Origin of the sequence: Microbacterium terregens, assembly GCF_039534975.1 — a bacterium.
Lineage (GTDB): Bacteria > Actinomycetota > Actinomycetes > Actinomycetales > Microbacteriaceae > Microbacterium > Microbacterium terregens.
Map to the genome: position 1 here is coordinate 2,871,595 of NZ_BAAAWH010000001.1, position 24,970 is coordinate 2,896,564.

General features: G+C 68.7%; 24 protein-coding genes. 12 read left to right on the forward strand and 12 right to left on the reverse strand.

What is annotated here, in order from left to right:
- Window positions 1-3 precede the first annotated feature (3 nt).
- From ABD655_RS13340 to ABD655_RS13355, 4 genes are all read left to right on the forward strand, one after another.
- A complete protein-coding gene (locus tag ABD655_RS13340; RefSeq protein WP_344714655.1) occupies window positions 4-1,536 on the forward strand; it encodes a sugar ABC transporter ATP-binding protein in 1,533 nt (510 codons plus the stop codon).
- Complete coding sequence (locus tag ABD655_RS13345) at window positions 1,533-2,549, forward strand: ABC transporter permease (protein ID WP_344714657.1); 1,017 nt, start codon at window positions 1,533-1,535, stop codon at window positions 2,547-2,549. Before ABD655_RS13340 ends, ABD655_RS13345 begins: the two co-directional genes overlap by 4 nt.
- Before the next feature lie 92 nt (window positions 2,550-2,641).
- Window positions 2,642-4,024, forward strand: a complete 1,383-nt coding sequence (locus ABD655_RS13350; protein ID WP_344714659.1) for a M24 family metallopeptidase — start codon at window positions 2,642-2,644, stop codon at window positions 4,022-4,024.
- Window positions 4,021-4,890: an NAD(P)-dependent oxidoreductase gene (locus tag ABD655_RS13355; RefSeq protein ID WP_344714661.1), complete on the forward strand. Its 870-nt coding sequence runs from the start codon at window positions 4,021-4,023 to the stop codon at window positions 4,888-4,890. The genes ABD655_RS13350 and ABD655_RS13355 overlap by 4 nt, the downstream gene beginning before the upstream one ends.
- Before the next feature lie 44 nt (window positions 4,891-4,934).
- On the opposite strand, the gene ABD655_RS13360 is transcribed toward ABD655_RS13355, so the two are convergent.
- The gene (locus ABD655_RS13360) at window positions 4,935-5,642 is read right to left on the reverse strand and encodes an SDR family NAD(P)-dependent oxidoreductase (protein WP_344714663.1); all 708 of its coding nucleotides are present in this window, start codon (window positions 5,640-5,642) and stop codon (window positions 4,935-4,937) included.
- Between the two features lie 269 nt (window positions 5,643-5,911).
- Here ABD655_RS13360 and ABD655_RS13365 point away from each other — a divergent pair, with 269 nt between their 5' ends.
- Window positions 5,912-7,351, forward strand: a complete 1,440-nt coding sequence (locus ABD655_RS13365; protein WP_344714665.1) for an amidohydrolase family protein — start codon at window positions 5,912-5,914, stop codon at window positions 7,349-7,351.
- A 71-nt stretch (window positions 7,352-7,422) separates the two neighbouring features.
- Here the strand turns inward: ABD655_RS13365 and ABD655_RS13370 are convergent, their stop codons facing one another.
- The 3 genes from ABD655_RS13370 to cysS form a co-directional block, all read right to left on the reverse strand.
- The gene (locus ABD655_RS13370) at window positions 7,423-8,064 is read right to left on the reverse strand and encodes an NAD(P)-dependent oxidoreductase (RefSeq protein ID WP_344714667.1); all 642 of its coding nucleotides are present in this window, start codon (window positions 8,062-8,064) and stop codon (window positions 7,423-7,425) included.
- Between the two features lie 79 nt (window positions 8,065-8,143).
- Complete coding sequence (gene rlmB / locus ABD655_RS13375) at window positions 8,144-9,136, reverse strand: 23S rRNA (guanosine(2251)-2'-O)-methyltransferase RlmB (protein WP_344714669.1); 993 nt, start codon at window positions 9,134-9,136, stop codon at window positions 8,144-8,146.
- A gap of 3 nt (window positions 9,137-9,139) precedes the next feature.
- Window positions 9,140-10,600 carry a cysteine--tRNA ligase gene (gene cysS / locus ABD655_RS13380; RefSeq protein WP_344714671.1) on the reverse strand — a complete coding sequence of 487 codons (1,461 nt, stop codon included), beginning with the start codon at window positions 10,598-10,600 and terminating at the stop codon, window positions 9,140-9,142.
- Window positions 10,601-10,702: 102 nt separating this feature from the next.
- On the opposite strand from cysS, the gene ABD655_RS13385 reads away from it, so the two are divergent.
- The gene (locus ABD655_RS13385) at window positions 10,703-11,647 is read left to right on the forward strand and encodes a DMT family transporter (protein ID WP_344714672.1); all 945 of its coding nucleotides are present in this window, start codon (window positions 10,703-10,705) and stop codon (window positions 11,645-11,647) included.
- A gap of 10 nt (window positions 11,648-11,657) precedes the next feature.
- Here ABD655_RS13385 and ispD read toward each other — a convergent pair whose 3' ends face one another.
- Together ispD and ABD655_RS13395 are read right to left on the reverse strand one after the other, a co-directional pair.
- Window positions 11,658-12,863 (reverse strand): 2-C-methyl-D-erythritol 4-phosphate cytidylyltransferase, encoded by a 1,206-nt coding sequence (ispD, locus tag ABD655_RS13390; RefSeq protein WP_344714673.1) that lies wholly within the window; start codon window positions 12,861-12,863, stop codon window positions 11,658-11,660.
- A 37-nt stretch (window positions 12,864-12,900) separates the two neighbouring features.
- Complete coding sequence (locus tag ABD655_RS13395) at window positions 12,901-13,383, reverse strand: CarD family transcriptional regulator (protein WP_344714674.1); 483 nt, start codon at window positions 13,381-13,383, stop codon at window positions 12,901-12,903.
- A gap of 145 nt (window positions 13,384-13,528) precedes the next feature.
- Between ABD655_RS13395 and ABD655_RS13400 the strand changes: the two genes are divergently transcribed.
- Entirely contained in the window at window positions 13,529-14,002 is a 474-nt protein-coding gene (locus ABD655_RS13400; protein ID WP_344714675.1) for a DNA modification methylase, read from the forward strand.
- A gap of 25 nt (window positions 14,003-14,027) precedes the next feature.
- Here ABD655_RS13400 and ABD655_RS13405 read toward each other — a convergent pair whose 3' ends face one another.
- Both ABD655_RS13405 and ABD655_RS13410 read right to left on the reverse strand, forming a co-directional pair.
- On the reverse strand, window positions 14,028-14,711 hold the full coding sequence (locus tag ABD655_RS13405; protein ID WP_344714676.1) for a response regulator: 684 nt from the start codon (window positions 14,709-14,711) through the stop codon (window positions 14,028-14,030).
- The gene (locus ABD655_RS13410; RefSeq protein WP_344714677.1) at window positions 14,708-15,922 is read right to left on the reverse strand and encodes a sensor histidine kinase; all 1,215 of its coding nucleotides are present in this window, start codon (window positions 15,920-15,922) and stop codon (window positions 14,708-14,710) included. Before ABD655_RS13410 ends, ABD655_RS13405 begins: the two co-directional genes overlap by 4 nt.
- Before the next feature lie 165 nt (window positions 15,923-16,087).
- Between ABD655_RS13410 and phoU the strand changes: the two genes are divergently transcribed.
- On the forward strand, window positions 16,088-16,768 hold the full coding sequence (phoU, locus tag ABD655_RS13415; protein ID WP_344714678.1) for a phosphate signaling complex protein PhoU: 681 nt from the start codon (window positions 16,088-16,090) through the stop codon (window positions 16,766-16,768).
- Between the two features lie 69 nt (window positions 16,769-16,837).
- Here phoU and ABD655_RS13420 read toward each other — a convergent pair whose 3' ends face one another.
- Window positions 16,838-17,584 (reverse strand): phosphoglyceromutase, encoded by a 747-nt coding sequence (locus ABD655_RS13420; protein WP_344714679.1) that lies wholly within the window; start codon window positions 17,582-17,584, stop codon window positions 16,838-16,840.
- Between the two features lie 71 nt (window positions 17,585-17,655).
- On the opposite strand from ABD655_RS13420, the gene ABD655_RS13425 reads away from it, so the two are divergent.
- Entirely contained in the window at window positions 17,656-18,480 is an 825-nt protein-coding gene (locus tag ABD655_RS13425; protein WP_344714680.1) for a class I SAM-dependent methyltransferase, read from the forward strand.
- Between the two features lie 21 nt (window positions 18,481-18,501).
- Here the strand turns inward: ABD655_RS13425 and ygfZ are convergent, their stop codons facing one another.
- From ygfZ to ABD655_RS13440, 3 genes are all read right to left on the reverse strand, one after another.
- A complete protein-coding gene (ygfZ, locus tag ABD655_RS13430; protein WP_344714681.1) occupies window positions 18,502-19,602 on the reverse strand; it encodes a CAF17-like 4Fe-4S cluster assembly/insertion protein YgfZ in 1,101 nt (366 codons plus the stop codon).
- Window positions 19,602-20,222: a nitrobindin family protein gene (locus ABD655_RS13435; protein WP_344714682.1), complete on the reverse strand. Its 621-nt coding sequence runs from the start codon at window positions 20,220-20,222 to the stop codon at window positions 19,602-19,604. Before ABD655_RS13435 ends, ygfZ begins: the two co-directional genes overlap by 1 nt.
- 136 nt (window positions 20,223-20,358) lie before the next feature.
- Window positions 20,359-20,649, reverse strand: a complete 291-nt coding sequence (locus ABD655_RS13440; protein WP_344714683.1) for a hypothetical protein — start codon at window positions 20,647-20,649, stop codon at window positions 20,359-20,361.
- A gap of 147 nt (window positions 20,650-20,796) precedes the next feature.
- Between ABD655_RS13440 and ABD655_RS13445 the strand changes: the two genes are divergently transcribed.
- The 3 genes from ABD655_RS13445 to ABD655_RS13455 all read left to right on the forward strand — a co-directional run bounded on the left by ABD655_RS13445 (window position 20,797) and on the right by ABD655_RS13455 (window position 24,666).
- Window positions 20,797-21,495: a winged helix-turn-helix domain-containing protein gene (locus ABD655_RS13445; RefSeq protein WP_344714684.1), complete on the forward strand. Its 699-nt coding sequence runs from the start codon at window positions 20,797-20,799 to the stop codon at window positions 21,493-21,495.
- A 70-nt stretch (window positions 21,496-21,565) separates the two neighbouring features.
- Window positions 21,566-23,731, forward strand: a complete 2,166-nt coding sequence (locus tag ABD655_RS13450) for an RNA degradosome polyphosphate kinase (protein WP_344714685.1) — start codon at window positions 21,566-21,568, stop codon at window positions 23,729-23,731.
- Window positions 23,728-24,666 carry an NUDIX hydrolase gene (locus ABD655_RS13455; RefSeq protein ID WP_344714686.1) on the forward strand — a complete coding sequence of 313 codons (939 nt, stop codon included), beginning with the start codon at window positions 23,728-23,730 and terminating at the stop codon, window positions 24,664-24,666. Before ABD655_RS13450 ends, ABD655_RS13455 begins: the two co-directional genes overlap by 4 nt.
- The last annotated feature ends 304 nt before the right edge of the window (window positions 24,667-24,970 follow it).

Sequence of the window (24,970 nt, forward strand, 5' to 3'; positions counted from 1 at the left end):
TCGATGCCGACAGATCCGGCGCGCACCGTCGTCCCGCAGCTCCGCGTCGAGCTGCGGGGCGTCGGCAAGTCCTTCGGCGGGGTCCCCGTGCTCTCGGACATCGACCTCGTGATCGAGCCCGGGCTCGTGCACGCCCTCGTCGGCGAGAACGGCGCGGGTAAGTCGACGCTCAGCAAGATCATCGCGGGCGTCCATTCCGCCGACCGCGGCTCGATGCTGGTCAATGACGAAGGGGTGAGCTTCAGCTCGCCTCGGGAGGCCCTCGACCGCGGCATCGCGACGATCGCGCAAGAGCTTGCCCTCGTTCCCGCCCTGTCCGTCGCCGAGAACGTGTACCTCGGCCGCGAGCCGCGCGCCGCGGGCTTCGTCGACCGCCGCGCGCTGGCCCGCTCGTTCGCGGAGCTCGCCGACCGGACAGGCTTCGACCTGCCGGCCGATGTCCCCGCGGGCTCGCTCCGCACCGCCGATCAGCAGAAGGTCGAGATCCTCCGCGCGCTCGCGCGGGGGTCCTCGCTCATCATCATGGACGAACCCACCGCGGCGCTCTCCGGTGAGGACATGAGACTCCTGCACGGCATCGTCCGCCAGCTTGCGGCATCCGGGCACTCCGTACTGCTCATCTCGCACTTCCTCGGTGAGGTGCTCGAGCTCGCTGACACCGTGACGATCCTCAGAGACGGCAGGCTGATCCGCACCGGCCCCGCGGCCGCCGAGAGCGAGACAAGCCTCATCGAGGGAATGCTCGGCCGTTCGCTGGGCGCGATCTTCCCCGACAAACCCGAGGCACCCGGCGGCGATGCGCAGGAGGCGCTGATCGTCACCGACCTCACCGCACCCGGCGTGCACGGCGTCTCACTGTCGGTCCGTGCCGGCGAGATCGTCGGGCTCGCGGGCCTCGTCGGGGCGGGCCGCAGCGAAATCGCCCATGCGATCTACGGGGCGACGAGGCGCTCAGACGGCGACGTCGTCGTCGGAGGAGTCTCGGCATCCGCCTCGATCTCCGGATCTCTGCGCAAGGGGATCTTCCTGATCCCCGAGTCGCGCAAAGACCAGGGGCTCGTACCGGGACGGCCGGTCCGCCAGAACGTCACGCTGTCGAACCTGCACGCCGTCGCCTCCGCCGGCTGGGTGAAGACCAGCGCCGAACGCACCGTCGCGCGGCGCCTGCTCGAGCGCGTCCGGGTGAGCGGAGACGACCGCCGCAACGTCTCCGCCCTGTCCGGCGGCAATCAGCAGAAGGTGCTGTTCGCACGGGCCTTGCAACGTTCCCGGAAAGTCCTGATCGCCGACGAGCCGACCCGGGGAGTCGACGTCGGCTCGCGCCGCGCGATCTACGACCTCATCGTGGACCAGGCCGGCCAGGGTGTCGGCGTACTGGTCATCTCCTCCGATGTGGAGGAGCTGCTCGGCCTCGCCCATCGCATCGTCGTGATCCGCGGCGGCCGCGTCGCCGCGGAACTCGCCGGCGACGACATGACAGAGACGAACATCCTCACCGCCGCCTTCTCGGACCCGATCACGAGTGAGCTCACATGACTGACACCACCTCTTTCCGCACCACCGAGATCACGACGCCGAGCCGGATCCGACGGCGCATCCCGCTGCGATCGGTAGCGATCATCGTGCCGTTCCTCGCGGTGTTCATCGCGCTCTCGATCGGCAGCCCGGCGTTCCTGTCCTTCCAGAACATCGGCAACGTCCTGGACCGACAGTCCGGCATCCTGATCATCGCGGCGGCCAGCACACTCGTCCTCATCGCCGGTGGCATCGACCTCTCGGTCGGGGCCACGTACATGTTCACCTCGGTCGTCTGCGGAACCATCATGATCAGAGTCGGCGGGGCCGAGGGCGCCGCGCTCGGGATCACCATCGGCATCCTCGCCGGGCTTCTCGTCGGCATCGCCAACGGCGTGATCAGCACGTACCTCAAGATCAACCCGCTCATAGCGACCCTCGCGATGAGCTTCATCATCCTCGGCCTGACCAAGCTCGTCTCGCAGGCGGGCAAGGAGGGTGTCGGGCAGATCCGCGTGGACTTCGAGGAGTTCACCTGGATAGCCAAGACCAAACCCCTCGGCATCTCGCTGCCGACCTGGATCGCCTTCATCCTGGTCGTCGTGCTCGGGATCGTGCTGTGGCGCTCGACGTTCGGCCGCTACGTGTACGCCGCCGGAGGAAACGCCGAGGCCGCCCGCCTGGCCGGCATCCGGGTCAACCTCGTCCGCATCGCCACCTTCGCGCTGGCCGGCACCGCGGCGGGCATCGCGGGCGTGATCGACCTCGCACGCGTTCCGTCCGTGCCGGAGAGCGACGCGATCGCCACGACCCTCACCTTCACGGTGCTCGCGGGCATGGTCGTCGGCGGCACGTCGATCCTCGGCGGCGAGGGCGCCGTGTGGCGCACCGTGCTCGGCATCCTGTTCATCGCGATGCTCTACAACGGCTTCACGCTGCTGCGCGTCGACCCGCTGTTCCAGGGGATCGCCCTCGGCGTGATCATCCTGCTCGCCGTGGGGTTCGACGCCTGGTCCAGGTATCGCAAACGGTAGCCCCAGCGCGTCTGTCACTGGCGCACACCAAACCCCTAGGTGTTAAGCTGGACTGTACGAACATCTCGCGCGGTGACCCCCAGGAGGACTCGATGAAGAGCACCGGTACGACTGGCACGAACGCCGTCGATTGGGAGGAACGGGTCGACTTCGAGCGCCTCCGCGACGCCCGGCTCGCACGGCTCAAGGCCGAACTGGATGTGACCGAGCTCGGCGCGGTGCTCGCGTTCGACTTCTCGAACATCCGGTACATGAGCGCGACGCACATCGGCACGTGGGCCATGGACAAGCTCATCCGCTTCGCCCTCCTCACCCGCAACACCGACCCCATCGTGTGGGACTTCGGATCCGCCGCGAAGCATCACCAGCTCTACAACCCGTGGCTGGACACCACCACGGCAGAGATGGATGCCGATCCCAATGCCCCGCACGAGGGCGCGAAGCGTCCCCGGCTCGATTCCGGCGCGCGCGCCGGAATCTCGACCCTTCGAGGCGCGTTCCCTCCCGACGCCGAGATCGCCGAAGGCGTGGCGAAGAAGATCAAGCGTGAACTCGAGAAGTTCGGGGTGGCCGACCAGCCCCTCGGCGTCGACGTGATCGAGCTGCCGATCCTGTTCGCACTGCAGAAAGAGGGCATCACCGTCGTCGACGGTCAGCAGGTCTTCATGGAGGCGCGACGGGTCAAGACGCCGGATGAGATCCGCCTTCTCACGCAGGCCGCGTCGATGGTCGATGCCGCCTACGAAGAGCTGTACCGGTTCCTGCGTCCCGGGGTTCGCGAGAACGAGGCCGTGGGCCTGGTAGCCAAGACGCTCTACGACCTCGGTTCGGAGTACGTCGAGGGCGTCAACGCGATCTCGGGCGAACGCTGCTCACCGCATCCGCACGTCTTCTCGGACCGGCTCATCCGTCCGGGCGACCCGGCCTTCTTCGACATCCTGCACAGCTGGAACGGCTACCGCACGTGCTACTACCGCACGTTCGCGGTCGGATCGGCCAGCTCGGCGCAACGCGACGCCTACACACGGTCACGGGAGTACATGGACCGCGCGATCGCCCTCGTCAAACCGGGAGCGACGACGGCGGACATCGTGGAGGTGTGGCCGACCGCGCAGGAGTTCGGGTTCGCCGACGAAGAGGCGGCGTTCGCCCTCCAGTACGGGCATGGCGTGGGCCTGTCCATCTGGGAGAAGCCGATCTTCTCCCGCCTGACGTCGCTGGATCACCCCGAAGTGCTGCAGGAGGGGAACGTGTTCGCCCTGGAGACCTACTGGCCCTCGGCCGACGGGTGGGGCGCCGCACGCATCGAAGAGGAGCTCGTCGTGACCGCCGACGGCTGCGAGGTCATCACGAAGTTCCCCGCCGAGGAGCTGCTCGTGGCGGGGCGTCGCTACTACACGGTGGACGGACCACTGAACCTCGAGCGCGACGCCCAGTCGCACCTGAACACGACGTGGGGGCGCGGAGAGGCGTGAGCACACTCGGCTTCCTCGGGCTCGGCTCGATGGGCGGCGGGATGGCACGCCGTCTGATCGATGCCGGCCACGACGTCATCGTCTGGAATCGGTCGGCGGGACGCGTCGCAGCGTTCGTCGCCGCCGGCGCGCGCGCCGCGGCCACGCCCGCAGAAGCGCTCGCGGCCGAGGTGTCCTTCTCGATGCTGGCCAACGACGAAGCCACCGACGCTGTGCTGGACGCCGCGTCTGTGACCTCCGCGGCCGGGCGGATCCACGTCGTCATGGCGTCGATCAGCCCGTCGTTGACCGACACCCTGGCTCAGCGTTTCGCGGATGCCGGCGCCCGCTACGTCAGCGCCCCCGTGCTCGGACGCCCGGCCGTGGCCGCGACCGGCGATCTCAACATCCTCGCCGCGGGCGATCCTGCGGACGTGGATGCCGTGGAGCCGTACCTGGCTGTGCTGGGCCGGCGGGTCTGGCGGATCGGCGAACGGCCATCGGTGGCGACGGCGGTCAAGGCGGCCGTCAACTACAACATCATCCACGCCCTGCAGGCGCTCGGTGAGTCGGTCGCGATGACGGAACGGCAGGGGGTCGATCCGGTGCTGTTCACGGAGCTGCTCTCCAGCACGCTCTTCGGTGGCGTCGTGTACACCGGCTACGGCAGCATGATCGCCCACGGCGCCTACGCGCCACCCGGCTTCCATATCGCGCTCGGCCGCAAGGACCTCGCGCTCGCCGAGGAGGTGGCCGCCTCCGGTGGCGTCCGTCCTGCGACGATGCCCGCCCTCATCTCGGTCTTCGACCGCGCGCTGGCCGACCCCGAGCTTCAGAACCTGGACTGGTCCGCGATTGCCGAGGTTTCACGGCGCGGGCTGTCCTGAGACGCGATCCCGCGCACTGCACTCCCCCGTCGTCTCGCGCGGCATCAGATGACGCCGGTGCCGCGATCGACGTAGAGGTTGACCGCGGAGACACCCCGGTTCCGCAACAGGAACTGCGCCGCGTCCACGACGTCCGCCATCGTCGCGAGCTTCCCGCCGGGAGTGTGCCGCTCGTAGCCCTGGAGCACGCCCGCCGGCTTGTCAGCCCAGAAGGGGCTGTCGCCGATGATCCCGGGATGCAGAGCGTTGACGCGGATCGGCGCAAGCTCGAGGGCGAGCGAGTTCACCAGCCCCGTCACGCCGCCGTTGATCGAGGAGACCGTCGTCGAGCCCGGGTAGGGGAGGTCCTTCGCGCGGCCGCCGAAGAGCACGATGCCGGTGTCGACCGTCGGATCCAGCCGGTCCAGCAGTGCGTGGACCGTCTCGGTGTACCCGACCAGCTTCAGGGTGACCAGACGGATCGCGCGCCCGACGTCGTACTCGCGGATCGTGTTCGCGTCGCGCTCGATCGCCGCGAGCACGAGTCCGTGGACGTTCCCGACGGCGGCCAGACGCTCACGGATCAGGTGCGGTTCGGAGATGTCCAGCGCGACGCCGGTCGCCTCGGCGCCGAGCGACGCCGCGACGGCATCCGTCCGCTCCTGATGGCGGCCGGTGATCACGACGCGGTCCCCGCGGGCGATGCAGTCCTTCGCCAGTTCGAGGCCGATTCCGGATGTTCCTCCGACGATGACGATGGTCCTGTCGCCCAATGCAACTCCTCAGCGAGTGTGTTCCCGTGACGTCCGAACGGGCGGTCACGAACTTTCCCGAAGCGCGATGCACGACGTTCTCGGCACACCCTGCCTCCACCGACCGCGGGCACCGGAGGACGTGAAACCAAGTAGGACTGGACATCGGTGTTCAGTAATGCTTAACCTAAGTCAAGTCGACCGCCCTGAGCAAGTCAAGCAAGAGCACGCGTGCGACGACAGCGCGGGTCAGCGAACCGCTGGCTAGGCGTGACAGCGAATCAAGGAGGATGAGCGTCAAGATGACCGGCACACCGGCCCCGAAGCCCGGACAACCCATCGTTTTCCGCAACGGAATCGTCCTGACCATGGACGACGCCCGCACCGTCTTGCCCAGAGGCGACGTCCTCGTCGTGGACGGCAAGATCGCCGGTGTCGGCGTCGACCTGTCGGTTCCCGACGGGACATGCGAGATCGACGCCACGGGCGGGATAGTCATGCCCGGCATGGTGGACACCCATCGGCACATGTGGCAGACGGCGATGCGCGGCTACGGCGCCGACTGGACGCTCACGCAGTACTTCGTCTGGTACTACCTGCAGCACGGAATGAAGTTCCGCCCCCAGGACTATGCCGCCGGCAACCTCATCTCCGCACTCGACGCCGTCGAGTCCGGAGTGACGACGAGCGTCGACTGGTCCCACGGCCTTCGCACCGTGGAGCACGCCGAGGCCGCGGTGGACGCTCTCGTCTCCTCGCCCGGACGATTCGTCTTCGCGTACGGCAACATCCATCAGTCGCCGTGGGAGTGGACGGCCGACCCCGCAGTGCAGGATCTGCTCATCCGGTCGCGCGACGACTCGCGCATGTTCGGCACGCAGATCGCGTTCGACGTACCCAATCAGGACGAGGAGTTCCCCGAGCTCGCGGCGTACCAGGTCGCCAAGGACCTGGGTCTGCGCGTCACGACTCACGCCGGTGTCTGGGGTGCAACGAACGACTGGGGCATCAAGAACGCGTATGACGCCGGTGTCATGGAGGAGGGATTCACCTACGTGCACGCCGCCTCGCTCTCGGCCGACTCGTACCAGAAGATCGCTGCGACGGGCGGCAACGTGTCTCTCGCGACCGAGTCCGAGGACACGTGCGGTCAGGGTTACCCGCCGATCCACAACCTGCGCCGTTACGGCATCCCGGTCTCACTGTCCGTCGACACGAGCGTCTGGTTCAGCGCCGACCTGTTCTCCGCGATGCGAGCCACGGTCAATGCCGACCGTGCGCTCGAGCACTTCAAGGCGCATCAGCTGGAACCGGCCGAAACGATCACCCACGTGAAGCTGCGCGCGCAGGATGTCGTGGAGATGGCGACGCGGGGCGGGGCGAAGGCGATCGGCAAGGACCACCTGATCGGTTCGCTCGAGGAGGGCAAGCTGGCTGACGTCGTGCTCTTGAAGAACGACGATTCGCCGACGTGGGCCCCGCTGATCAACCCGTGGGGACAGATCGTCTACCAGGCCCAGCGCGGCGATGTGCACACCGTGCTCGTCGGCGGCGAGGTCGTCAAGTCCGAAGGCAAGGTCGTCGCCGGCGATCTCGCCTCGGTGAAGAGCAAGCTGGACGACACCGTCGCCCATCTCGAGCGCGAGGTCGGAGATGAGTGGATCTCCGGGCAGTTCCCCGAGATCCCCGAGAGCGAAGTGCTCTTCAACCCCTACCAGTACAAGAAGTGACAGGTCGGCCAGGGGGCGAAAGTCCCGGCGGGTCTCCTCGCCCCCCTGGCCGCTCAGTCTGCGACGGTGAGTCAGTACCCGACGGTGAAGCGCGCGCGCGAGTGCTTCGGGGACTCGATCTCGTCGAGGACCGCGACGGCCAGGTCAGCACCGGAGATGTAGGAGCTGCCCTCCGCGTCGGTGACCAGCACGTCGCCGCCGATGCGGTACGAGCCGGTGCGCTCGCCCGGGTTCCAGACGCCGAAGGCGCCGGCCGGGTGGACGTAGAACCAGTCGCGGGAGGCATCGCCGACCTGCAGGTCCTCGAGGATGCCGATCGCCTCGAGCGCCTCGGGCTTGTACTCCTCGGTGAAAGAGTCCTGGTCCACGAGCCGCGAACCGCCTTCGGCGATGAGGCTGCCGCCCGCGCCGCCGATCACGCCGACACGCACGTCCCCGGGCAGCGCGGCGACGAGCTCCGCCGTGCTCGGCCGCACCTTGCCCACCATGTCGCCACGTGCGGGGACGGTCGAGACGATGACCTCGACGCCCTCGAGCTCGCTGACCAGACTGGGCACGTCGAGGATGTTCCCCTCCAGGTACGTGGCACCCTCGACCCGTTCGGCGGGAACGCTCCGCGCGACCGACACCACTGTGTGTCCGCGACTCACCGCCTCGGCGACGATGTTGCGTCCGGCATAGCCGGTTCCTCCGATGACGGCGATACGAGTCATGCTGTTCCTTTCGATGGGCTTGTCGGTGTCAAGCCGCGGGCAGGCCGGATCATTCCCTTGAATGGAACGATCGACGCGATCAGTTTCCCTGCGCGCGCAGCGTGGAGACCTGGTACAGGGCGACGGATGCCGCGATCCCCGCATTCAGCGACTCGGTGGCCGCGTCGATGGGAATGGACACGATCTGGTCGCAGTTCTCGCTGACCAGGCGGGACAGCCCCTTGCCCTCGGAGCCCACGACGATGACGACGGGACGGTCGGCGAGCGCGAGGGCGGGAAGCGAGACGTCGCCGCCGCCGTCCAGCCCCAGCACGAACACGCCCTGCTTCTTGAACTCCTTGAGCGTCGCCGTCAGATTCGGCGCGATCGCCACGGGGATGCGCGCCGCCGCGCCGGCGCTGGTCTTCCACGCCGCGCTGTTCACACTGGCGGAGCGTCGCTGCGGGAGGATCACGCCGTGGCCGCCGAAAGCACCCGTGGAGCGGATGATCGCCCCGAGGTTGCGGGGGTCGGTCACCCCGTCCAGGGCGACGAACAGCGGTACCTGGCCGCGCTCGAGGACGTTCTCGAGCAGGTCCTGGGGATGCGCGTATTCATACGGCGGGACCTTCAGCGCGACGCCCTGATGGACGCCGTCGAAGCCGGCCATGCGATCCAGCTCCGGGCGCGTGACCTCCATCACGGGGATCTCGCGGTGCGTCGCGATGGACAGCATCTCCTTGACCCGGTCGTCCATCTCCACACGCTGGGCGATGTAGAACGCGGTGGCGGGGATCTTGGCGCGCAGCGCCTCGAGAACGGAGTTGCGTCCGGTCACCACCTCGGTGTCGTCGTCCTTCTTCGCGCGCGACTGCCGCGGAGCGCTCGACTTCTGCCCCGGCTTTCCCGCGCCGCCCGCAGCGGCATAGCGCTCCGCCGCGGCCTTGCGCTTGCCCGCAGGATGCCACGCCCGGTCCTCGGCCTTCGGGGTCGGACCGCGGCCTTCCAGCGATCGCTTGTTCTTGCCGCCCGTGCCCTTGGTGGGACCCTTCTTGCCCTTGCTGGCGCCCGGGCGCCCCGGCTTACCGGCCATGTCCTACTCCTTCGTCCCGGGCTGAGTCCCGAGCAGATTCCAGTGGGTGCCGTCGGCACCGTCTTCGAGCGCGATGCCCGCGGCAGCGACCGCGTCGCGTATGCGATCGGCCGCCGCCCAGTCTTTGGCAGCGCGCGCAGCGGCGCGCTGGGTGATGAGGGTGCGCACGAGGGTGTCCAGAGCGGATGCCTCGGCGCCACCGGATGAGGTGTTCCATGCCGGGTCGAGCGGATCGATGCCGAGGAGGCCGGTCATGACCGCAACGTCGGCGAAGGCTCCCCTCGCCGCGTCGTCGTCGTCTTCGTCCAGTGCGGTGTTGCCGAGGCGGACGGTCTCGTGGATCACCGCGAGCGCCTGCGGAACGCCCAGATCGTCGTCCATCGCCGCCGCGAAGCGCTCGGGGACGATCGCGTCGATGCGCACGTCATCGGACTCGTCCCGCAGTGTGCGGACCGAGCGTTCCATGAACGCGCGGATCCGGTCGAGCGCGGCCTCGGCCTCGTCGAAGGACGACGAGCTGACGTCGAGGTTCGAGCGGTAGTGGGCCGCGGCCAACGCGTAGCGGACCACGAGGGGATCACGGGCGCTCAGGACGTCGTCGGCGAGGAGGAAGTTGTCCAGCGACTTCGACATCTTCTGGTCACCGACCGTGACGAGCCCGTTGTGCACCCAGTACCGCGCGAACGGGTCCCCCGCGGCGGTGGACTGCGCGAGTTCGTTCTCGTGGTGCGGGAAGCGCAGGTCGAGACCACCGCCGTGGATGTCGAACTCCGGGCCCAGGTAGCGCCGCGACATGGCCGAGCATTCGATGTGCCAGCCGGGACGACCAGGTCCCCACGGCGAGTCCCAGGTGGCGGTTGACGGCTCACCGGGCTTCGCGCCCTTCCACAATGCGAAGTCGTGCGGATCGCGTTTGCCCCGCGGATCGGCGTCCTGCGCGGGCTCCATCGCGTCCAGCGACTGTCGCGTGAGGCTGCCGTAATCGCTCCAGGAGCGCACATCGAAGTACACCTCGCCGGCGCCCGTTGCCGAGTCCGTGGCGGCATACGCGTTGCCCTGTTCGATCAGGCGCGCGATGAGCTCCTGCATCTGCGGGATGGATGCCGTGGCCCGTGGCTCGTAGGTCGGCGGCAGGATGCCGATCGCGGTGTACGCGCGGGTGAACTCCTGCTCCATGCGGTAGGCCAGTGCCCACCACGGCTCGGCGTCGGTGGCGTTCGCGAGCACCTTGTCATCGATGTCGGTGACGTTGCGGACGAATGTGACCCGCCCGAACCGGTGGACGAGCCAGCGGCGCAGCAGATCGAAGCTCAAGGCGCCGCGGAGGTGACCGATGTGCGGACCGGACTGCACGGTCGGTCCGCAGACGTACACCGTCACGTTCGAGGGGTCCAGCGGCGCGAAAGCGCGCAACGTCTGGGCTTTCGTGTCGTAGAGCCTCACGGGCGGTGTACCGGGTGTCACTGCACCAGCCTACCCGCGCGGCATCCGCCCAACCTGGCCGAACACCAGGCACCGCCCCGTCGCCGCGCGGGAGCGAGGACCGCATGCAGTATCAATGACAGTGTGCTTCACGTCCTCACCGTCCTCGCCGCGGCCCTGCTGTTCGGGACCACCGGAACCGCGATGGCACTCGGTCCGGACGACACCACCCCGCTTTCCGTCGGCGCTGTCCGCCTGGTGATCGGCGGCACCGGTCTCGCGGCGATCGCATTCGTGCTCGCTCGCCGGCATGCCCGGCGCTCGGCCACTCCCCCGACGCGGTCCCTCAACCTGTCGAAGGGCGGCATCCGCCCCCTCGCGCTGATGGGGCTGACCGGCTTCTGCCTGGCCCTGTACCAGCCGCTGTTCTTCCTCGGTACGGAGCGCAACGGCGTAGCCGTCGGAACGGTCGTGGCACTGGGTTCCGCGCCGATCCTCGCCGGCCTGCTCGAGTGGGCTCTGACGCGACGGGTTCCCAGCGGGACCTGGATGATGGCGACCGGCCTGGCCACGATCGGCGTCGTGCTCCTCGGCTTCGGCGGTGAAGCGGGCTCCACCGCCGGCACCGATCCGATCGGCTTGCTCGGATCGGTGGGGGCCGGTGCCACGTTCGCGGTCATCGCGAACGTGCAGCGGCGGCTGCTCGACCAGGGCTGGGATCCGTTCACGGTGGTCGGATCGATGGGGGCGAGCTCCGCGGTGCTGTCCGCGCTGGTGCTTCCCTTCGTCGACCTCTCCTGGCTCGCCACGGCGCCCGGCCTCGTGATGGCGTTCTGGCTGGGGATCGCCACGATCTCGATCGCGTACGTGATGTTCACGTGGGGTCTGGGCGGGCTGACCGCCGCGACCGCGGCGACGCTGACACTCGGCGAACCGCTGACGGCGAGCGTGCTGGGCATCGTCGTCCTCGGGGAGCGGCTCTCGGTCCTGGCCATCGCCGGCCTGCTCGTTCTCGCCATCGGGCTGGCGCTGCTGGCATGGGGATCGCGCGCACCCCGGGATCCCGTTCCGTTCGCGGTGGAGGGGTGAGGGTGCCCGCTCAGGCCGGGACGACGAGCGCCATCGCGAACGCGGCGACGCCCTCACCGCGACCGGTGAAGCCGAGGCCATCCGTCGTCGTCGCCGAGAGCGATACCGGGGCTCCGCCGAGTGCGGCCGAGAGCACCGCCTCCGCTTCGATGCGGCGTGCCGCGAATCGAGGGCGATTCGCCTGAACCTGCACGGCGACGTTGCCCACCCGCCAGCCGGCTTCTCCGAGCAGCCCGAGGGTGCGCGCGAGGAAGACGTCGGCGTGGGCACCCGCGTACTCGGGGTGGTCGGTGCCGAAATGCGTGCCGATGTCGCCCAGCCCGGCGGCGGACAGCAGCGCATCGACGATGGCGTGCGCGACAGCGTCGCCATCGGAGTGCCCCGACAACGCCAGCTCCCCCGGCCACTCCAGCCCGGCGAGCCATAGGGAGCCCTCCCCGCCGAACCCGTGCACGTCGGTTCCGACGCCGATGCGGGGTATGGGCGGCGGGTTCTCCAGACGCGCGCCGGTGGCGGGGAGCGGATGGCGTGCCACCAGGGATCGCGCCCGATCGAGGTCGGCGGCGGTCGTGATCTTGAACGCGAGCGCGTCGCCGTCCACGACGACCACGGTGTGGCCGGACTCGGCCACGAGCGCGGCGTCGTCGGTGTGCTCCTGCGCGGCCGTGCGGTAGGCGGCGTCCAGAATGCCGCGGCGGAAGCCCTGCGGAGTCTGGGCGGCGGACAGTTCCGCACGGTCGACGGCCGCCACGATCCGCTGATTCTCGACGCGCTTGATCGTGTCGACGACGGGCAGGACGGGTATCGCCCCGGCGGCGCCGTTCTCTACGGCGCGCACGACACGTGCGAAGACGTCCGGAGGCGTGAGCGCCCGCGCAGCGTCGTGCACGAGCACGATCTCGACGTCGCCCCAGAGCGCCTCCAGACCCGCGGCCACGGAGGCCTGCCTGCTGGAGCCGCCCGTGACGACGGAGACGAGTTCCCTCCGATCGCCGGCGGCAGCGATCGCGTCGGTGAGCGCGTCACCCTCGCGACCGGCGGGCGCCACCACCACGACCTGCGCCTGCGGTGCGTCGAAGACACGTGCGAGGGCATGCCTGAGCATGGTGTGCTCGTCGATCCCGACGAAGGCCTTGGGCATTGCAGCACCGAGGCGCGTTCCAGAGCCCCCCGCAACGACGATGACAGCGACGCGGGGCACGGGCGTGATACTCACGCCCTCACGCTACCTGTCGCGTGCCGTCACGCGGTGGCTAAGAAGCCAGCACCTCGTCGAGGATGGCGCCGGCCTTCTCCTCGTCGGTCTTCTCGGCGAGCGCGAGCTCGGAGATGAGGATCTGCTTCGCCTTGGCGAGCATGCGCTTCTCGCCGGCCGAGAGGCCGCGGTCCTGGTCGCGGCGCCACAGGTCGCGGACCACTTCGCTGACCTTGATGACGTCGCCGGACGCGAGCTTCTCGAGGTTCGCCTTGTAGCGGCGTGACCAGTTCGTGGGCTCTTCCGTGAACGGGGCACGAAGGACTTCGAAAACCTGATCCAGACCCTCTTTGCCGATGACGTCGCGCACGCCGACGAGGTCGACATTCTCTGCGGGGACCTCGATGATGAGATCTCCCTGGGTGACGTTGAGCTTCAGGTACTTCTTGGTCTCGCCCCTGATGACCCGGTCCTTGACTTCGATGATCGTCGCGGCCCCGTGGTGGGGGTAGACGACCGTTTCGCCAACCTCAAAAAGCATGTAGTTATGTCCTTTCGGCAACCTCTAGGATACCACAGGCAAAGATAGGGTAAGGTTCGCCGCCCACCCCCTCGGGGCGCCCCCACGGTCGTCGCGGCCACCCCCTAGAATGCTAGAGATGCCGTCAGCCGTCCCAGGAGGATCCGTGAAATCGCGCCTTATCGCGTCGCTCGCCCTAGGCGCCCTCGTGGTCCTCGGAACCAGTGGCTGCGCCATGATCTCCACACAGGCGACCACCATCCAGTACTCGCCGTCCGACGGCGTGAACATCCCCGACTCGGGCCCGCTCCAGGTGCGCAACGTCTTGATCGTCGCGGACGACGACGGCAACGACGGCAACCTCATCGCGGCGATCGTCAACACGACCTCTGATTCGCAGACGCTCCGGATCGAGTTCGGCGAGGGGTCCGCGAAGACGACCGAGTCGATCCGCGTCCCCGCGAACAGCACGGTGAGCCTGGGAACAGACGAGACCGAGCCGGTGCTGCTGGAGGGCATCGACACCAAGCCGGGCGCCGTTCTGCCGATGTACTTCCAGTCCGGAGACGGCGAGGGGATCCTCTTCGACGTGCCCGTCCTCGACGGTTCGCTGGACTACTACGGCGACCTGCTGCCCTGACCCGGCGTGCTGACGCCGCGCGGCGTCAGCCTTCGAAGCGGTAGCCCAGCCCGCGGACCGTCATCAGCATCGTCGGCTCACTCGGATGCTCTTCGATCCGGGAGCGGATCCGCTTGATGTGGACGTCGAGCGTCTTGGTGTCGCCGAAGTAGTCGGTTCCCCATACCCGGTCGATCAGCTGGCCACGCGTCAGGACCCGGCCGGCATTGCGCATGAGCACCTCGAGCAGCTCGAATTCCTTGAGCGGCATGTTGATCTCCCGCCCGTCGACCGCAACGGCGTGCCGATCGATGTCGAGCACGACCCGACCGCCGTCCAGCACATGGTCCTCCAGGTCGGCTTCGTTCTGCGCGAGCCGACGCAGCACCGCGCGCATGCGGGCGAGAAGTTCCCGCGCGGAGTACGGCTTGGTGACGTAGTCGTCCGCGCCGAGCTCCAGACCCACGACGATGTCCACCTCGGAGTCCTTCGCCGTCACCATGATGATCGGCACCCGTGAGGTCCCGCGGATCTGGCGGCACACCTCGGTCCCCGACATCCCCGGCAGCATCAGGTCCAGCAGCACGATGTCCGCGCCCCGCTCGCGGAACGCGACCAGCGCCGACGGGCCGTCCTCGGCGATCTCCACCTCGTAGCCCTCCCGGCGCAGCAGGTAGGCGAGCGGATCAGCCAGATCGGGCTCATCCTCGACGATCAGGACACGAGTCATGCGGGTGCTCCATTCGTGGGGGTGGATGCCGCGGCGGTCGTCGGCCGCTTCTTCTTGCGCCGACGCGGCGGCGGCACCTGGTCGGCAGGGGGGTCGATCTGCGGGAGGCGGATCGTGAAGGTCGAGCCTCGACCGGGCCGCGACCACAGTCTCACCTCTCCCCCGTGCCGTTGCACGGCGTGCTTGACGATCGCGAGTCCCAGACCGGTGCCGCCGGTGCGGCGCGAGCGCGCCTGGTCGGCGCGATAGAAGCGCTCGAAGATCCGCTCCTGATCGCCTTCCGGGATCCCGATCCCGCGATCGGCGATGGCGATCTCGACGACGCGATCGTCCGCCTTGACCCCCACGCCGATGTCAGAGCCTCGCGGCGAGTAGTGGATCGCGTTGGCCAGCAGATTGCCGACGGCCTCGATCAGGATCTGTGCGTCGCCGCGGACGTAGAGTCCGCGTTCTCCGCCCCGGACGATCTCGACGCCCGCCGAACCGGCCTGGATGGCGTGCGCTTCGACGGCTGCCGCGACGATCTCATCGACGGCCACGTCGCGGTCGTGGGTGAGCTCGTCGGCCGCCTGCAGCCGGGAGAGATTCATGATGCGGGCGGTCAGCGAGGCGAGGCGGGCTGCCTCTGCCGTCAACCGCGACGCGAAATTGCGCACCTGGTCGGGGTCGTCCGCGGCGGATTCGATCGCCTCGGCGAGGAGGCTGACGGCTCCGACCGGTGTCTTCAGCTCGTGACTCGTGTTCGCGACGAAGTCGCGGCGCATCTGCTCCACCCGTTCACGCTCGGTGATGTCGCGCAAGACGAGCAGGGTCAGTCGTGGTGAGATCCGCGTCGCCCGCACGACGACCAGGCGCGGCTCGGCCGGAGGTGCACCGCGCTGCAGCCGCAGGGTGGCCGTGGTCGCCGAATCTCCGTCGCGCACGCGGCGGGCGACCGCCCGGAGCTCGTCCGATCTCAGCACCCCACCCTCGGCGAGATGGAACGGACCCGCGGCGGCGGAGGCCGCGACGACGGTCGAGGACGTGTCCACGACCACCGCGGGATCGTCCATTCCCCGCAGAACCTCGCGGACGCCGTCGGGGATGATCGAGGACGTCTCGGCGCGCGCGCGGTCGCGTGCGCGCAGCGAGAGGATGATGACCACCGACACGGAAGCCCCGATGATCGCCCCCACCAGCAGGGCGAGCAGCGCAAGCTGCGTCGTGTCCATGCTCCCAGCGTAGGGGCGTGCGTGCCCTGCTTCCGTCCGGTTCGGGGCGCCCCGACATCCGGGCCGGTTACTATTCACTCTCGCGGCACCGTTCGTTAACCTTCGCTGGCGACAATCGCCAGGTCGCAAGGCGTGTGCCTGCTGCGGAACACGAAAGGTGCTGCAATGCGCGAAGTCTTCCATCAGTCGCTCGCGGACGTCCAGGGACGTCTGGTCGAGATCGCCGAACTCGTCACGATCGCCATCGACAAGGCCACCCGGGCGTTCAGCTCGAGCGACGTCGCCCTGGCCGAGGAGGTCATCGAGGCGGATGTGATCATCGACGACAAGGCGATCGCACTGGACGAGCTGGCGATCGAGATCCTGGCCCGCCAGCAGCCGGTGGCGCGGGACCTGCGCATCGTCGTGAGCGCATTGCGCATCAGTGCATCGCTGGAGCGCATGGGCGATATCGCCGAGCACATCGCCCAGCTGACCCGTATGCGCTTCCCGGAGCGTGCCATCCCCAAGGGGCTCAAGTCCACGTTCATCAAGATGGGCGAGCTCGATGTGGATGTCGCGCGCAAGCTCACGGAGCTGCTGCGCACCGAGGACCCGGAGCTGGCCGAGGAGATCCGCAACGACGACGACAAGCTCGACGACCTGCACGTGAGCGTGTTCGAGAAGGTGCTCAGCGACACCTGGCAGGGCGAGGCGTCCGCGACCGTCGATGCGACGCTCGCCAGTCGGTACCACGAGCGGTTCGCCGACCACGCGGTCTCCGTCGCGAAGAAGGTCGTCTACCTCTCGACCGGTGACTGGACGACCGATACCGACACGGTCGACATCGTCACCCCCGCACGATGACGAACAGAAGAGCGGATGCCGCCGGCGCGGCATCCGCTCTTCTGTTCGTTGGGCGCCTTCACGCCCTCGTTACTTGCCCTGATTGGCCACTGCTGCAGCGCCCGCGGCGGCCGCCTCGGGGTCCAGGTAGACGCCTGGTTCGATGGGCTTGAGGTCCTCGTCCAGCCGGTAGACCAGCGGAATGCCGGTCGGGATGTTCAACTCGGCGATGTCGGCGTCGCCGATGTCGTCGAGGTGCTTCACGAGGCCCCGCAGCGAGTTGCCGTGCGCGGTCACCAGCACCGTCTTGCCGGTGCGGAGGTCGGGGACGATGTCGCTCTCCCAATAGGGCAGGAAGCGGTCGATGACGAGCTTGAGCGATTCGGTGCGCGGCACCTCGCCGTCGATCCCGACGTAGCGCGGGTCGCCGACCTGGCTGAACTCGGAGTCGTCCGCGAGCGGCGGCGGCGGCACGTCGAACGAGCGGCGCCAGAGCATGAACTGCTCGGGTCCGAACTCCTCCAGCGTCTGGGCCTTGTCCTTGCCCTGCAGCGCGCCGTAGTGGCGCTCATTGAGGCGCCAGGTGCGCTTGACGGGGATCCACAGCCGATCGGCGGCGTCCAGCGCGAGGTCCGCGGTCTGGATCGCGCGGCTCAGGACCGAGGTGTGCAGCACGTCGGGCAGCAGCCCCGCCTCGGCCAGCAGCTCGCCGCCGCGGATGGCTTCGGCCTTGCCCTGCTCGGAGAGGCGGACATCGACCCACCCGGTGAAGAGGTTGAGCTTGTTCCATTCGCTTTGGCCGTGTCGGAGGAGGATCAGCGTGTAGGGCGCGGTCATTGCCCCATGATACCGAGGCGCTCACCACCTGCTCGGCCGTGGCACCCGAGCCCGCCTGGCATCATGGGCTCATGACTGCCGGACGCTCCCCCGTCGGTCAGGTCACTCGTGGCACCACCGGAACCAACCGGCTGCGGCGCGTGGATCGGTGGATCGCACGACAACCCGCACTGCGACGCGCACCCGACCCGCTCGTCGTGGATCTCGGATTCGGCGCGAGCGCGGTGACCGCGCTGGAGCTGTCCGCCCGCCTGGCCCGCGCGCGCCCGGACGTCGAGGTGCTGGGACTGGAGATCGACCCGGGACGCGTCGCACGGGCTCGCGGGCAGCTGGCGCAGGTTCGTGCCGGAGCGACCGGGTTCGCGACCGACGCCCGGGTGTCCTTCGCGCTCGGCGGTTTCGAGGTGCCGACGCCGGACGGACGCCGGCCCGCCGTGATCCGTGCGATGAATGTGCTCCGCCAATACGACGAGCCGGAGGTGCCGGGCGCCTGGGAGCGCATGGCGGGAGCGCTCGCGCCGGACGGGCTGCTGGTCGAAGGCACGTGCGACGAACTGGGGCGCATCTGCTCCTGGATCGCACTCGGACCCGATGCCGCACCGCGCACCCTCACGATCGCGCTGCGGCTCGCCGGGCTGGAACACCCCTCCATCGCCGCCGAGCGGCTTCCGAAGGCGCTGATTCATCGGAACGTGCCCGGCGAGCGCGTGCACGCCCTGCTGACAGCCCTGGACGACGAGTGGGACCGCGCAGCGGGCATGGCCGTCTTCGGTCCGGTGCAGCGCTGGGAGGCGGCGCTGAGCGCGCTGCGCAACGGCGGCTGGCCGGTGCGCGAGAGGTCGCGCTGGCGCCTGGGCGAGCTCACCGTGCCCTGGAGCGCCGTCGCGCCCCGATGACGTGGATGCCGCGAGTGGGCGTCAGCGCGTGCGGCGTCCGAGCCGCGGCAGACGCGGAACCTTGGCCGTCGCCCCCGCCTCGGGCGGAACGATGACCTCCTGCGCCGCGGCGATGACGCCGTCGGCTGTGCGCACGATGAACTCCGCGTCGACGGCGGTATTGCGACGGACCACGGCCAGAGCGATCGGACCGTCCTCGAAATGCAGCGCGGCGGAGGTGATCACGCCGACGGCGACATCATCGACGAAGAGCTCATCGCCGCGGGCGGGCAGCAGCGAATCGCTGCCATCCAGTTGCAGGGCGACGATCCGACGCGGGGGATGGCCGAGGTTGTGCACCTTCGCGACGGTCTCCTGGCCCCGGTAGCAGCCCTTCTCCAGGTGCACCGCTGTTCGCAGCCAGTCCAGCTCGTGCGGGAGCGCGCGGTCGTCGACTTCGTTCGCCCAGCGAGGCCGCCATGCGGCGATGCGCAGCGCGTCCGCCGCGGCGAGCCCCGCGAGGGTGAGCTCGCCGGACGCGGCAGCGACGGCGATGCGCTCCTCTTCGGCGCGCGGGACGATCGCCTCGGACCAGTCCCACTCCACGGCGGCGTGCGGTTCCACGGTCGCGTACGCGTGACCGCCGGGCGAGACGTTCGGCCAGGGGTCGCTCCAGATCAGGGGGATGCCGGTCGGCGCGGCGGCCGCGACAACGGCGAGCCCGGCCCGCGTGCCGCCGATCACCGCGAACTCCTCGCTCGCGTCCCGCGGGTCTACGCGCAGCCGGAAGCGCATCTTGCGCAGCCACGAAAGCAGCCCCTCGGCATCCGCTGCATCCACGATGAGCCACGTCGTCTCACCGTCATCCAGAACGGATGCCGCGTGTTCGATGTGTCCCTTCGGCCCCAGCACGAGCAGCTCGGTGCTCTCACCCGCCGGCAGTCGCGTGAGTGCCTGCGACGTGAGCGAATCCAGCCACGACAGCCGATCCTCACCGGGGACCGCCAGCACCGCTCGATCGCCGAGGGGCGTGACGGCGGCGCCGGACGCCAGCGCGCGCTGCTCGCCGAGCGGGTTCCCGAGGTGGCGGAGCCCCGACTCGTCGGTGACGGCGCCGGGGACGCGTGCGAAAGGACCGGGCATCAGTCGACCCGCGCAAGTCGTGCCGACGCGTGCGAGGCGAGCTCACTGCCCAGTGCCGCGATGTCCCACGCCCAGAGCAGGTGGCCGTCGACGAGTCCGTACATGCGCGTGGCGGCCGCGTAGGGCTTCGCGGCGGCGGTTCGGATCACCGCGTCGGTGGCGACGTCGATGCGCGGGCCGCGGATCTGTCCGAGGTACAGCTCGCTGACACCGTCCGCGTGCACGAGAGAGACCTCGATGTCGAATCCGCCTTCGGCATTGCGCAACCCCTCCACGTCGTCGGCCGTACGCACGACCGGTTCGCTGACGGCCGGGAGCAGACCGGGTCCGGCATCGGCATCCGTCGCCGGGCGCGACAGCCGCCAGTAGCCCATCTCCGAGACCAGGGGTGTGCGTGCCCGCTCGGCTCCCTCGGAGTCGGCGTCATCGAGAAGCCACGCGCTGGCCGAATAGTTCAGGTAGGGACCGCCGTCGTGGCTGAAGCTCACGCGCTGGGCGAACTCGCCCGCGAACCGGTGGTCGCCCGCCTCGTAGTCGATCACGCCGGTGCCCTCCCACACCCCGATGAGCCACGACAGTGGCGCGAGGTCGGCAGGCAGATCCGTAGGGAGATCGAACACGACGCAGCCGCCGTCAGCGCTGGCCGCGGTAGAGGTTCTTGATCACAACGCCGGAGACGAAGACGATCGCAAGCGACGCGAGGGCGAGAAGCCCGACGAAGAAGAGTTCGAGCGCGACGAGATCCATGTAATGAGTCTAGCCGGGAACGATCGAGGCCAGACCGAAGCCGAGGCTGATGATGCCCATCACCAGCAGCGCCCCGAGAACACTCGCGGCCACCCGCTCCGTGAAGCCCTGGGAGCGGCCGAACCAGAGCTGGATGGCGAACCCCAGCACCAGGCATCCGCCCAGACCCACCGTCAGCCATGCCGGACGCCACTCCTCGGTGACGAACAGGCCGATGGCGACGCCGATGAGAGCGGCCACCACCCAGACGGCGATCACGCCGCCGAAGGTGCGGCGGGGGGCCAGTTCCGGGGTGGTCACGCCTCCATTGTCGCGCATGTCGGCGCTCTCAGCACGGCCTTCGCGGGGTCTCAGCGACTCTTCGCCCATCGCAGTGCAGAGATGACAGCATCCGACGCCCCTAAACTGGGGAGGCGGCGCGTCCCCTGCGCCGGGAGGACGGCGTTTTTGGCACAGCTTCTCGTTCTGAGTTCCGCTCACAGCGGCGGCCCCGTCTTGCCCTCGCTCGAGCTGCTGAGCCACCGCGTCCGCCAGATTCCCGCCGAGCCGGCCCAGTTGGTGAACGCGCCCGCGGCCGACATCATCTTCGTCGATGCGCGTGTCGACCTGGTCGGCGCGAAGTCGCTGTGCAAGATCCTGAACACCACGGGTCTGGACGCGCCGCTGCTGCTGGTCGTGACCGAGGGCGGCCTGACCGCCGTGTCGACCGACTGGGGCGTGGACGACGTCATCCTCGTGACCGCCGGCCCCGCCGAAGTCGATGCGCGGGTGCGCCTGGCGATGGGGCGCATGGCCAAGGAGCAGGTCTCGACCCGCATCCAGACGTCCGGCATCTCGATCGACGAGTCCTCGTACGCCGCGAAAGTCCACGGCAAACCGCTCGATCTGACGTACAAGGAATTCCAGCTCCTGCATTTCTTCGCGACCCACCCCTCGCGCGTCTTCACCCGCGAGCAGCTGCTCAGCGAGGTGTGGGGCTACGACTACTTCGGCGGCACCCGCACCGTCGATGTGCACGTCCGTCGACTGCGCGCCAAGCTCGGCGATCTCGAGCAGCTGATCGGCACGGTTCGAAACGTCGGATATCGCTTCAACGTGTATGAGGACGATCAGCTCCCGGCACCGCGCGAGCACACCGGCGCGTAGGCAAGCCTCGACGCCGCCCGGTGTGAGAACCGTTCACACACTCGTCACTTCACCCTGCAATGATGAAGGGATGATCGAACACGACGTGCTCGACGCTGGACTCGGCGACGCGGACGACGACGACTTCGACCTTTCCGAGGTCTTCGACTCGCAGCTGCCCGACAACCGCTACCTCGACCGTGAACTCAGCTGGCTCGCCTTCAATCAGCGCGTGCTGGAACTCGCCGAAGATGCATCGGTGCCCGTGCTGGAGCGCGCGAACTTCCTCGCGATCTTCGCGAGCAACCTCGACGAGTTCTTCATGGTGCGCGTGGCCGGACTGAAGCGACGCATCATCACCGGCCTGGCGGTTCCCACCAACGTCGGCCGGCCGCCGCAGGAGGTGCTCGCGGACATCTCTGCCGATGCGCACGCCCTGCAGCTGCGGCATGCCGATGTCTGGGCCTCGCAGGTGCGTCCCGCCCTCGCCGAGGCCGGGATCGACGTCATCTCGTGGTCGGCGCTCGAGGACGAGGAACGCGCCCGCCTGTCGGATTACTTCCAGCGCCAGATCTTTCCGGTCCTCATGCCGCTGGCGGTCGATCCCGCGCACCCGTTCCCGTACATCTCCGGATTGTCGCTGAATCTCGCGATCCGCATCCGCAATGCCAGGACCGGGCGGCAGGAGTTCGCCCGGCTCAAGGTGCCGCCGATGCTCCCCCGCTTCGTCGATGTCTCCCGTCATGGTGACACCGTGCGGTACCTCCCGCTCGAGGAGCTCATCGCCAATCACCTCGAGGACCTGTTTCCGGGGATGGAGATTCTCGACCACCATGCGTTCCGTCTGACTCGCAACGAGGACGTGGTCATCGAAGAGGACGAGACCGAGAACCTCATCCAGGCGCTGGAGGCCGAGTTGCTGCGCCGCAGGTTCGGCCCGCCGATCCGCCTCGAGGTGGGCGACGACATGGACGAGCTCACTCTCGACCTGCTGATCAGCGAGCTCGACATCACCGTGCAGGAGGTCTACCGCCTGCCGGGCCCGCTGGATTTGCGCGGGCTCTTCGACCTCTCCCGGATCGATCGCCCCGATCTGCATTATCCGCCGCACGTTCCGACCACGGCGGTGGCATTCCAGCCCGCGGACCAGAACGGCCGCGCCGACATCTTCGCGGCGATCCGCCGGGCCGACGTCCTGGTGCACCACCCGTACGAATCGTTCGCAACCAGCGTGCAGGCGTTCCTCGAGCAGGCGGCGAAGGACCCGCACGTCCTGGCCATCAAGCAGACCCTGTACCGCACGTCCGGCGACAGCCCGATCGTGCAGGCGCTCATCGACGCTGCCGAGTCGGGCAAGCAGGTGCTCGCCCTGGTGGAGGTAAAGGCGCGCTTCGACGAGGCGGCCAACATCGTGTGGGCCCGAAAGCTGGAAAAGGCCGGCGTGCACGTCGTCTTCGGCCTCGTCGGACTCAAGACGCACTGCAAGCTCGCTCTGGTCATCCGCGAGGAGGACGGGATGCTGCGCAGCTACAGCCACATCGGCACGGGCAACTACAACCCGAAGACGAGCCGCATCTACGAGGACTTCGGACTGTTCACCATCGACGAGCAGGTCGGGAGGGACCTCACCCGCCTGTTCAACGAACTGTCCGGGTACGCCATCGAGAAGAAGTTCAAGCGGCTGCTCGTCGCGCCACTGCACCTGCGCAAGGGACTGCTGCGACTGATCGAGAAGGAGCGCCGGAACGCGCTGGCGGGCAGGCCCTCCAGCATCCGGATCAAGGTCAACTCGATGGTGGACGAACAGATCATCGACGCGCTGTACCGGGCCAGCCAGGCGGGCGTGCCCATCGACATCTGGGTGCGGGGCATCTGCTCACTCAAGCCCGGCCTGGAAGGGATGAGTGAGAGCATCCGGGTGCGCAGCATCCTGGGCCGTTATCTGGAGCACTCGCGGCTGTTCATGTTCGAGAACGACGGCGACCCGCAGGTCTACATCGGCAGCGCCGACATGATGCACCGCAACCTCGATCGACGCGTCGAGGCCCTCGTCCGCGTGGTCGCGCCGGTGCACCTGAGGGAGCTGTCCGACCTGTTCGAACTCGCGATGAGCGACAAGACCAGCTCGTGGTGGCTGGACTCCGAGGGCGCGTGGGCGCGGCACAGCCTGGACGCCGACGGCAAGCCACTCGTGGACATCCAGGACCGCACCATGTCCAACGTGCAGCGCCGCCGTCGGGCGCGGGCGGTGCGATGACCGAAACCGCCGTCTACGCGGCGGGCGGCGTTCTGTGGCGCATCGTCGATGAGAAGCTCCTCGTGCTGCTCATCCACCGGACGAAGTACAAGGACGTCACCCTGCCCAAGGGCAAGGTCGATCCCGGTGAGATGCTCGCCGAGACCGCCAGCCGGGAGATCTTCGAGGAGACCGGCATCCGGGTCAGCCTGGGCGTGCCGGTCGGCGTCTCGAGATACCGCCTGCCGAACAAGCGGCAGAAGATCGTGCACTACTGGGCCGCGGAGGCGACGGATGCCGCGATCCGCGCTTCCGCGTTCGTGCCCAACAAGGAGATCGCGGCCCTCGAGTGGGTGACCCTGAAGAAGGCGTTCGGCCGCTTGAGCTACCCCGTGGACGTCGAGATCCTCGAGCATTTCGCGCGTCTGGTCGATGAGGGCGTCCTGCGCACGTTCCCGATCATCGCGCTGCGTCACGCCAAGGCCGTCACGCGCGAGGAGTGGGAGGGCAAGGACGCGACCCGTCCCCTCTCGGCGCGGGGCCGCGCGCAAGCCAACGCGATCGTCGGACCGCTCCTGTCGTTCGGTGTGCGCAGGATCATCTCCAGCCCCGCGATCCGCTGCATGAAGACCGTCGTGCCGCTGTCCGGCGCTCTCGGCCGCAAGATCCACACGACCGCGCGGCTCAGCCAGGACGCGTGGGAAGAGGGCGAATCGGATGCCCGCACCATCGTCGGCGAGCGCGTGCGAGCGCGCAAGCCGGCCGTGCTGTGCAGCCACGGCCCGGTGCTGCCCGAGATCCTGACCGAGATCGCGCTGGCCACCGGCACCCTGCGCGGCTCGTATCTGGGCAGCGCATCAGCCCTCGAAGCGGGCGGCTTCTCGGTGGTGCATCTGTCCGCGGAAAATCCGGGGTCGGGCATCGTCGCGATCGAGACGCACACTCCGAAGATCTGATCGCGACAGGTCGATGCCGCCACGCTGCGGTCGCCGTCACCACGCCGCCCCGACGCGTCGTCGCGCCGCCCCGAGCGACGCCGCCCTGCGTCGAGGCGTCCCCGCCCTACGTCGAGGGTCGCCGCACGCCCCGAGGGTCGTCGCGCTGCCCCTCCCTGTTCCGCTCGTCCCTGACCTCGCATCCTCATCCTGTTCACTTGCGCTGTTTGTACGCGGCAGGGGCGTCGCGGCGTACGAACAGGGCAAGTGAACAAGAATCGCCCGCTGACCTCGCGGCGTTCACCTCCCGTTCACCAGGAGCGCG